The 9,592-nt window shown below is 40.8% G+C and carries 7 protein-coding genes; 4 read left to right on the top strand and 3 right to left on the bottom strand.

What is annotated here, in order from left to right; genetic code table 11:
• Nucleotides 1–534: 534 nt before the first annotated feature.
• Nucleotides 535–3,459, bottom strand: coding sequence for a DEAD/DEAH box helicase (locus QM629_RS00820; protein ID WP_415156200.1), 2,925 nt, complete (start codon nucleotides 3,457–3,459; stop codon nucleotides 535–537).
• A 129-nt stretch (nucleotides 3,460–3,588) separates the two neighbouring features.
• A complete protein-coding gene (locus QM629_RS00815; RefSeq protein WP_415156198.1) occupies nucleotides 3,589–4,962 on the bottom strand; it encodes a TlpA family protein disulfide reductase in 1,374 nt (457 codons plus the stop codon).
• Nucleotides 4,963–5,239: 277 nt separating this feature from the next.
• Between QM629_RS00815 and QM629_RS00810 the strand changes: the two genes are divergently transcribed.
• Together QM629_RS00810 and QM629_RS00805 are read left to right on the top strand one after the other, a co-directional pair.
• Nucleotides 5,240–6,034: a DUF1080 domain-containing protein gene (locus QM629_RS00810; protein WP_415156196.1), complete on the top strand. Its 795-nt coding sequence runs from the start codon at nucleotides 5,240–5,242 to the stop codon at nucleotides 6,032–6,034.
• Between the two features lie 192 nt (nucleotides 6,035–6,226).
• Nucleotides 6,227–6,895 carry a redoxin domain-containing protein gene (locus tag QM629_RS00805; RefSeq protein ID WP_415156194.1) on the top strand — a complete coding sequence of 223 codons (669 nt, stop codon included), beginning with the start codon at nucleotides 6,227–6,229 and terminating at the stop codon, nucleotides 6,893–6,895.
• 20 nt (nucleotides 6,896–6,915) lie between these two features.
• Here QM629_RS00805 and QM629_RS00800 read toward each other — a convergent pair whose 3' ends face one another.
• Nucleotides 6,916–7,191 (bottom strand): hypothetical protein, encoded by a 276-nt coding sequence (locus QM629_RS00800; protein WP_415156192.1) that lies wholly within the window; start codon nucleotides 7,189–7,191, stop codon nucleotides 6,916–6,918.
• A 186-nt stretch (nucleotides 7,192–7,377) separates the two neighbouring features.
• On the opposite strand from QM629_RS00800, the gene htpG reads away from it, so the two are divergent.
• Nucleotides 7,378–9,216, top strand: a complete 1,839-nt coding sequence (htpG, locus tag QM629_RS00795; protein ID WP_415156190.1) for a molecular chaperone HtpG — start codon at nucleotides 7,378–7,380, stop codon at nucleotides 9,214–9,216.
• Between the two features lie 45 nt (nucleotides 9,217–9,261).
• Complete coding sequence (locus tag QM629_RS00790; RefSeq protein ID WP_415156188.1) at nucleotides 9,262–9,405, top strand: hypothetical protein; 144 nt, start codon at nucleotides 9,262–9,264, stop codon at nucleotides 9,403–9,405.
• Nucleotides 9,406–9,592 lie beyond the last annotated feature (187 nt).

The raw sequence follows: 9,592 nt of genomic DNA, 5'->3' as shown, positions 1-9,592 counted from the left end.
CTATCTGAATGAATTTTGTTACAAGTTTAACCGAAGGTTCTTTGGGCAGAGTTTATTTGACAGGGTATTGGTCGCAACGCTGGAAAATCCATGGTACAGACCTTTTCCAAAAAACGGATAGTCATTGAAATTTGACATAAAAAATGAAAAACATTAATCAGTGTGGTTGATTGGTATAGCTTATAAAGGCTTCTGACCTGTTTCTCACAGCGCTTGGTGTCATTAGCATCTATAAATACCCTCTTACTGATGGGAGGCCCATGCCAGATCTAAAACAGGAACATTTTTTGGGTGTATTTCAATTTTCGCAGGTGGGTGGACACCGACCGGAGTGCCGCGTATGAAGCGAAAATTTGAAATGCGCCCCGTTTTTTATGCACAAATATCTATAAAATAATTAATTTACAATTGCTTATATAGGTTACAACTTTTTGCACTAAAATTATAAATAAAAAGAAAGAAGGTGATGATTAAACTTTTTCACCATGGCAAATAAATACGTTGCGAAACTTGCAGGCCACCGGCTGGTTTTGCCTACGCAAATAAATACTTCACATCATCTTCGCCCAACGATTTTATAAACCCCGCATCTTCACTTATAATATCTTTTACCAACAATTGTTTTTTTTGTTGCAAAGCAAGTATCTTTTCTTCCACCGTATCGCGGCAGATCATTTTGTAGGCAAATACTTTTTGCTGCTGCCCTATACGGTGTGTGCGGTCAATGGCCTGCTGCTCTGCTGCCGGGTTCCACCAGGGATCAACAAGATAAACATAATCAGCAGCGGTTAATGTAAGCCCAACGCCACCGGCTTTTAAGCTTATCAAAAATATTTTTGTATCATTTGCTGTTTGAAACTGCTGAACAAGCTCCTGCCTTTGCGCTGCTTTTGTGCTGCCATCTAAGTAAAGGAATGAAACAGCGTCTTTCTTTAAGGCATCCGCCATTAACTGCAGCATGCCGGTGAATTGTGAAAATACCAGCACTTTGTGATCGCCGGTATTTTCTTCCAGCTCATTCAGCAATACTTCAAGCTTTACAGATGTATTGGTTGCATCTTTATAATCTTTCAATAGCTGCGGTGCATTACAGGCCTGCCTTAATTTAGTGAGGCCTTCCAATATATACATGGCGCTGTGGCCAATGCCGTCTTCCGCTATGCGCTGCAAAAGGCTTTCGCGGTAATAATGCTTAAGCACATCATATATTTTCCGTTGCTCCTCCCCCATCTCGCACCACAGGGTAATCTCCGTTTTGGCAGGTAAGTCTTTGGCCACCTGCTCCTTAGTGCGGCGCAGGAGGAAAGGATAAATTATTTTTTTAAGCTGCGCCGATTTTTCCTTGTCGCCATACTTATCTATAGGTTGTGAAAACTCCGACTTAAAAAATTCGCGGTTACCCAGCAAACCGGGGTTGATAAAATTCATTTGCGTATAAAGATCAAACGTATTGTTTTGAACAGGCGTTCCGCTTAAAGCGATCCTGTTTCTTGCCTGCAGCCGCATAACAGCCCTGGATAACTGCGCCGCAGGGTTTTTTATTATATGGCTTTCATCGCACACGATATAGCCAAAGCTGAATTGCTCAAGTTGTTCAATATCGCTTCGTATGCAGCCATAAGTGGTAAGCACAATATTATATTGTTTGAAGGTATCTGCATCATAATTCCGGCTGCCTTTATAATAAATAAAGCAGGTTAGCTGCGGTGCAAACTTTTTCAATTCATTTTCCCAGTTATAGAGCAAAGAAGTGGGGCAAACCACCAGGTGTGTCTCCTGCTTTTTTTGATTGCAAACATGCTGGAGAAAAGTGATTGCCTGCAAGGTTTTGCCCAGCCCCATATCATCTGCCAGGCAGCCGCCCCAGTGCATTTCATCGAGCAGGCAAAGCCATTCAAAACCGGCCTGCTGGTAATCGCGCAGTGAAGCTTTTATTTCTTTTGGAACTGTGTATAAATGTTCTTTATGCTGCTGCAGGCGCCGCCATTTTTCTTTAAATTCTTTTGTTACGGCTTCAGCGCTGATGGCTTCGCCATCTTTTAAATTATCAAGCAGGGTATGGTGCAATGCAGATAGCCGTATGGAACTTTTTTTTACCTGCCCCATACGGAACAGCATGCCGTACGCCTGTGCCCACTCTTCGGGTATAGCGCCTATGGTTCCGTCTTTCAGCAAAAGAAAAGATTGTTTATTGTGAAAGGCTTTTTGAAGATCGGACAGCGGCACCTCCTGATCGCCATAACTTATTTCTACCCGCAGGTCGAACCAGTCTATTCCCTTGCCATCAAAATGAATATGTATCACCGGCATGTACCTGTTGTACCGGAAGTGTTTTAACTGCTCCATTCCATACACCGGAATGTTTTTATCAAGCAGCCTGCGGTAAAATTTTACGAACCATTGTTTTTTTTCAGCTTCTGCAAAAGGCAGGTAGTAATAGCCGTTCTTCTGTTTGGGAAAGTTTTCATGCATGCCGCATAAAAACTGTTTTATATCATTTTCTGCGGCCGCATCCCTTTTTATGGCATATCGCTTCCTATCTGCTACAGCCGTAAACATATCGCCGGGCTCATCATCCATTTCAAAATCACCGTACTGCCATTTTGGGGTTATCATCAGGAAGCTGTTGTTCAGCTCACCCAGATAAACACTGGCCTGAAATGGGGTATCGGCAGCAATATCCTGCAGCAATACATCCCTGTTTACGGTATGTGTTTTGGCAAGCGGCTCTACGGTGTTCAGTACAAAATCTGTTTCATCCGCGGCAGGCACATCTGCAAAACCCTGCGGATATGTATGCAGCGCTTCCATGTCTTTCAGCGGGAGCAGGAAGAACTCATTTTTGCTTTGCAATAAAAAACCATGCCTTTTAAAATCGGTGAGCGGGAAATGCTGATCATTGATATTTACCATTACCAGCATGCGCAGCAAGCCTTTTGGCGTGCGCACCAGTTCAAAGCAAAGCTTTGGCGTATAGCTGCTGAATGCAGCAGGCTTAATAAAAATGTTATTAAGGTCATCGGCATAGCGGTAATACCATTTTAAAATAGCGCTGAAGGGTTTTAATTCCTGCAGGCGGTAATAAATATGTGAGAGCATTTTTTGCTCAATGAATGTGGCACGCGAAATATCGCCCGCAGGCATTAGCTTGTATTGCAAGGCTGCTTTCCCCTTTACCATATCCAGTTGCTCCGCAGTAAGCAGGCGAACGGCATATAATATTTCATGCGGAAATTTTTTATACGCATGCAGGCTGCGCTCATTATTTAAAGGAAGCAGTTTATAGTTGCGGTCGCCATTTAATTCCTGCACCAGCAAGGTTGCCACGCGGAAAGGAAGCTTTGTTTCTGAAACGAAGTCAAGCAGCAATGCCACTTCATATTCCCTGTTTTTCTTTCCCGGCTTTTCCGCAGGCAGTATAATTGTTTTCTTAACAGCATCCTTATTCGTTGCACGCATCTTTTCTGCTCATTTAAAAACCGCAATAATAAAGATTAATGTTATGTGCAAAAAGCAGTGTTAGTAATTAAAACATGCAGGCCCTTTAGGCCAGTAATATTTGGGGAGGCAGGGTTTGACAATCCTTTTTTACAAATTTTCGTCAATTAGTTTTTGTACTTCAATATTACCCGGCCGCGGTGCATCTGAGTTAATCACCTTTCCAGATTTGTTTATAAGAATATATCTTGGGATAGCGTGTATTTTAAATTTCTTATTAAACATTGATTCTTTCGCATTAATCAAAAAATAGCTGTTTTCATTAAGCTTCTCCTCATGGGCCGCCCTTATCCAATCATTATAATTATCATCTATAGACAAAAAAATAAACCTGATATTTTTATTGGCATAATGTTGCCTAAGCCTTTCCGAATTGGGCATTTCTGAACGGCAAGGCGCACACCAACTTGCCCAAACATCTATATAAGTGAGGCTGTCGTTCGAGCCTGCTAATACACTATCCAATGAAAACTTTTTCCTTTTACTATCAATAACCATGTCGTTTTTTGAAATATTTACTGATGACAGGGATGTATAATACTGCGCTATGTAATTTTTATAGTTTTCGTTTCTGCAGTCTTCATTAAACATAGAGATATATTTTTCTTTATCAGCCTCCTTACCTTTTATAATTTTCAGAAGAGATGTTAACAAAAGGAAATCCCGCGGTTCACCTGAATATTTTTGCTTCGCAACCCCGTATCCTCTCTTAAAATCGTGCCGCCCTTTTAAATCAATATTATAAAAATAGTCCTGTAGAAATATACGATAAAGGGCATCATGCATATCAGGAGGTTCGGTTTTTAGCGCATTCGATATAACCGGATATTGAAGTTCTTTTTCCCATATTGCCTGGGTATAGAAAGAATTTTTTAATGCCTTTCTCAGCCAGGCTTCATATTCTTTTCCTATTATTCCGGCTTTTACACAGCTATCGGTTAAAAATATGGACCTGTCATAGTATTGTTTTGCATTGCCATTTAACGGAAAGGATTTGTTAGGTATTTTTCTTGTTGAATATTCAAACACGCTGCTATTTTTTTCTGAGAGAAATGAAGGAAAATTTAATTCGAAGGCAGTAAATCTATTTTTTTGAATCTCCACTTTTGGATAGTATGGATAAACTGCATTTCGGGTGATAGTAATTGAATCCCCTGGCGAAACCGGGTAATAACCGGTTTGCGGCAATGTATAATACAGTAACAGGTTATCTTTTGACCAGTTGACGCTTATTGTATCCTGCCTTGGTACAATTTGTATTTGCTGGTTGTATGCATTAAAATAGAACCAGGCAAATCCTATGTTGAATGAATCATATCCTTTAAATGAGATAAATATATTGCCGGTGTTGAATGAGTCAGGCAATGGTTGCCGGACAGCAGTATCTGACTGACCAGATGGAGCATTGCAGGCTGATAAGAAAGCCAGCATAGCCATAACCATCAGGTTTGATATTGGTTTCATTTGAAACTTATGTTTTATTTGTTTGTCTCATTTATTTTGGCAGCATCATATTATGAGCTATAGCTTGTCCCGGCAAAATTCGGGACAGGAACATAATTTTACATAATTGATAAAAAAATCAAAGATTTTATCGAAGATGAAATACTTTGATTCACCAAACATACAACACCAATTGCATTGCTTAATTCCATGTAATTTCTATGCATCACGATTGGTACATGGGGCATTGTGGTTCATTAAAAAGCATAAACAAACCCGAATTAAAAAAATCAATGACATGAAACATTTTACTGTATTGAGCTTAACCATACTGCTGTTATGCGGTTGCGCACAAAAGCCTGTGAAAACCGCTGCTGACGTGAATGATGGCTGGACGCCGCTTTTCAACGGTAAAGACATTAAAGACTGGAATGTAAAAATTCATCATCATGATTACAATGAAAATTTTGGCAATACATTCCGCGCGGAAGATGGCATGATAAAAGTGCGCTATGATCAATATAAAGACTTCAATGAACAATTCGGCCATTTATACTATAAAACGCCTTTCTCCCGTTATCATTTGAAATTTGAATATCGTTTCGCGGGGCAATGGATGAAATCTGCGCCGGCATATACATTGCTTAACAGCGGCGTGATGTTTCATTCGCAGGATCCTAAAACAATGCCCAAGGAACAGGATTGGCCTATATCGGTTGAAATGCAGTTACTCGGCGGCATAAAAGAAGGCAAGCCAAGGCCTACAGGCAATATGTGCTCACCAGGCACAGACGTTGTTTACAAAGGCCGCATTTCCCCTGATCATTGCATTAATTCCAGCTCCAAAACTTATTATGGCGACCAATGGGTGAAAGGAGAATTAATTGTACTGGGCGATTCACTTATCACACACATCATTAACGGCGATACCGTATTACAATATTCCAAACCGCAAATTGGCGGTGGCGTAGCCAATGGTTATGATCCTGCACAAAAACAAGATGGCAAATTATTAAACAGCGGTTTTATTGCCCTGCAAAGCGAAGGGCAGGAAATTGATTTCAGGAATATTATGATAAAACGATTGCGCTAAATTTATTTTCAAAAATAAATTCCTATCAATTTGGTAGGAATTATAATATTCACTATTCTTGCGCCATGAAATTTATACTACGCTCATCTGCTCCCGTCTTCACAATGCGATGTTGCTGTATGTGCGCCATGCACTGACCTTTCATTTCCCCGCTTTACCATTTTACTTTTTAATCAATCAAAAACTATAACCATGTCATTATTATTTAATGCCGGCAGGCAAAACCTGCAGCCTGTGGATGCAGCCATTACATCAAATAAATTCACTTACGGCTATACGCCGCTTACGAAAGGCAATACCGCCCCGGATTTTACGCTGCAGGAGAAGAACGCCATTTTAAACAGCAGCGCAGGCATGCCTGCATCAGGGCCAATAAGCTTAAAAGATTTCCTGCTGTTCAGGCAGCCATTGGTTGTTCTTTTTTATAATGCGCTTAACAATAACATTCCTGATATTACCAGGCTGATAAGCCTTAATAAGGATATACAGGTTATGGGCGGCAGGCTGCTTATATTAACCGGTACAGCGCCCAGGCATTTTAATAAAATACAATTGCAGGAAAATACCCTGCCTGTATATTATGACAGCGGTAATGAAATAGCCGGGCAATTTGGATTATACGACAGCGAAAACCCGCTCTGGAACTGGGTTTCAGGCATTGAGGATGAAGCGCTGCCACTTTCGGCAGCCTATATAATTGCGCCAAACGGAAAGATTATTTTCCATCATATAGATTATACGTTTGACCTTTTTACCAACAAAGTTTTTGAAGATGCTTTTATAAGGTCGCTTTTAACCAACGTTTTTCATAATGCGCAACAACATGCGGGCTTTGGCATTGAATATAAATCTGTTTCATAACCCGGGGAAAGAACCCTGACCTATGTTTCTCCAACCGCATTTCCGGAAGGAAATATTTTATAAATAATAACGCTTATTGCAAAGCCTGCCATATAAAATATAGCTGCCGCTTTACAATTGGGCAGCATAGAACGTAACGTCCATTCAAAAGACGGCACGCCAAACCTGAAATAGAATATGCAGAAAACAATATAGCCGGCCACAAGTGTGATCAGATAGTTTTTAGCTCCATACAACGTAATTAAGGCAAGCGCTAATGCGCCAAAGCCGGTGAGGCATACATCCAGTGTTGTCACTATACCTGATTTGGATACAGCCAAATTTAAAAGATATTTGACAACCTGTCATTTTTGATTATTTGGTATTTTCTTTGTTTTGCAGGCTTGAATTTAAAACCTGAAGCTGCCATTTGTACATCAGTACAAGGGAGTGACACAACAAAGTTGAGCAGCATTCCGCAGCTTGTAACATAAAAAAATACTATGCAAAAAGGACAAATACGCGTTCACACGGAGAACATCTTCCCCATCATTAAAAAATTCCTCTACAGTGACCATGACATTTTTTTGCGCGAACTGATAAGCAATGCAGTGGATGCCACGCAAAAAATAAAAACACTCTCATCCATTGGCGAGGCCAAAGGCGAATTGGGCGACCTGCGCATTGATATTGTGATTAATAAAGAAGACAAAACGCTGAGCATAATTGACCGGGGTATTGGCATGACGGAAGCTGAAGTGGATAAATACATTAACCAGGTAGCTTTCAGCAGCGCCGAAGATTTTTTGCAGAAGTATAAAGATGCGAATATCATCGGCCATTTTGGCCTGGGCTTTTACAGCGCTTTTATGGTAAGCGACAGCGTGGAAATTTTTACGAAGAGTTATAAAGAGGAGCCTGCCGTTTACTGGAGCTGCGATGGCAGCCCTGCGTATGAATTGTACCAGGTGGAAAAAGAAGACAGAGGCACCCGCATTGTGCTGCATATAAATGAAGAAAGCAGTGAGTTTTTGGAAGAAGGCCGCATTAAAGGCATCCTTGAAAAATTCTGCCGCTTCCTGCCTGTACCGGTTTATTTTGAAGACAGGCAGATAAACAATACCAATCCTATCTGGACGAAAAAACCTTCTGATCTTACGCCGCAGGACTACCAGGATTTCTATAAAGCGCTTTATCCTTTTGGGGAAACGCCTTTATTCTGGATTCATCTGAATGTGGATTATCCGTTTAACCTTACCGGCGTTTTATATTTCCCGAAAATTAAACAGAGCTACGAGATACAGAAAGACAAGATACAATTATACAGCAACCAGGTGTTTGTAACGGATGAAGTGAAGGATATTGTACCTGAATTTTTAATGTTGCTGCATGGTGTAATTGACAGCCCGGATATTCCGCTGAATGTAAGCCGCAGCTATCTGCAGGGCGACCCGAATGTGAAGAAAATAAACACCTATATTACTAAGAAGGTTGCCGATAAGCTTGAAGAGATTTTCAACAAGGAACGCAGTGAGTTCGAAGAAAAATGGGAAAGCCTGGGCTTGTTTGTGAAGTATGGAATGATGACCGATGATAAATTTCTTGATAAGGCGAATAAGTTTTTTATTATGGAAGATGCATCTGCCAAAAAATTCTATACGCTGGATGAATACAAGACTGAAACTGAAGCATCACAGAAAAATAAAGACGGCAAGCTGGTAATTCTTTATACCACCAATCCTGTTCAGCAGGACAGTTATATAAAAGTGGCTGCCGGCAAGGGTTATAAAGTAGTAAAGATGGAAACGCTGGTTGATGCAGCCTTCATCAATACCATGGAAATGAAATGGGAGAATGTAACCTTTAAGCGGGTGGATGCTGATATTGTTGATAATTTAATTGATGCGCAGGAAACCAGCAGCAGTGTTTTAAATAAAGAGGAGGAGGCAAAGCTGAAAGAATGGTTTGGCCTGCAGGTGCCTGACATGCATGTAACGGTTGAAGTAAAAGGTTTGAGCACAGATGTGGCGCCGGTTGTGGCAACCCGCCCTGAATTTATGCGCCGCATGAAAGATATGGCAGGCGTTGGCGGCGGCATGGCTTCTTTCTATGCGCAGATGCCTGACGAAGTAACCTTAACCGTGAATGGCAACCATCCTATTTACCAGCAATTATTGAAAGAAGATGATACGGACAAACTGGGCAGGCAGGTGCGCACACTTGCCGACCTTGCCCTGCTTTCACAAGGCCTTCTCAAAGGCGAGGAGCTTACCAGCTTCATTAACCGCAGCGTTGAGCTGATGGAGGGTAAAACGAAGAGTAATATTATTCTGGAAACATAATATTGCCAGGATTTGTAAAATAAACTGCAATAACCAAAACATGATATGACAGACAATTATGCTCCTTCTACAACTTATTCTTACGGGCATTGCTTAGGCGCCGGGTTTCTGAGTTTCACTAAAATTGCATCGCTGGCAGATGTGAGCGAAGCTTTTGTTAGAAAGGTTAAAAAAAATTTGAACAGATAACATATTACGTAAATAACAGGCAGGCTTAACTTCAATGCCCAGTATTGTAACACATTGCATAATTTTCGGAGAGTATAAAATAGATTGTGTAAACGGATTTAAGTAACTGCATTTAAAGCCGGCATCTGTTTTCAAAGATAGTTAAGAATTGATGGAGAATGAACCCCCAATTTTGGATGGGCATACT

It is taken from the genome of Parafilimonas sp. (genome assembly GCF_047606085.1).
Classification (GTDB): domain Bacteria; phylum Bacteroidota; class Bacteroidia; order Chitinophagales; family Chitinophagaceae; genus Parafilimonas.
The sequence above is the reverse complement of the archived record's forward strand: the minus strand, read 5'-3'. Positions and strand labels throughout refer to the sequence as shown.

Bases quoted from the DNA above. Each gene is read 5' to 3' on its own strand.
- htpG (WP_415156190.1), top strand. From the start codon at position 7,378: ATGCAAAAAGGACAAATACGCGTTCACACGGAGAACATCTTCCCCATC.
- QM629_RS00790 (WP_415156188.1), top strand. From the start codon at position 9,262: ATGACAGACAATTATGCTCCTTCTACAACTTATTCTTACGGGCATTGC.
- QM629_RS00805 (WP_415156194.1), top strand. From the start codon at position 6,227: ATGTCATTATTATTTAATGCCGGCAGGCAAAACCTGCAGCCTGTGGAT.
- QM629_RS00815 (WP_415156198.1), bottom strand. From the start codon at position 4,962: ATGAAACCAATATCAAACCTGATGGTTATGGCTATGCTGGCTTTCTTA.
- QM629_RS00810 (WP_415156196.1), top strand. From the start codon at position 5,240: ATGAAACATTTTACTGTATTGAGCTTAACCATACTGCTGTTATGCGGT.
- QM629_RS00820 (WP_415156200.1), bottom strand. From the start codon at position 3,459: ATGCGTGCAACGAATAAGGATGCTGTTAAGAAAACAATTATACTGCCT.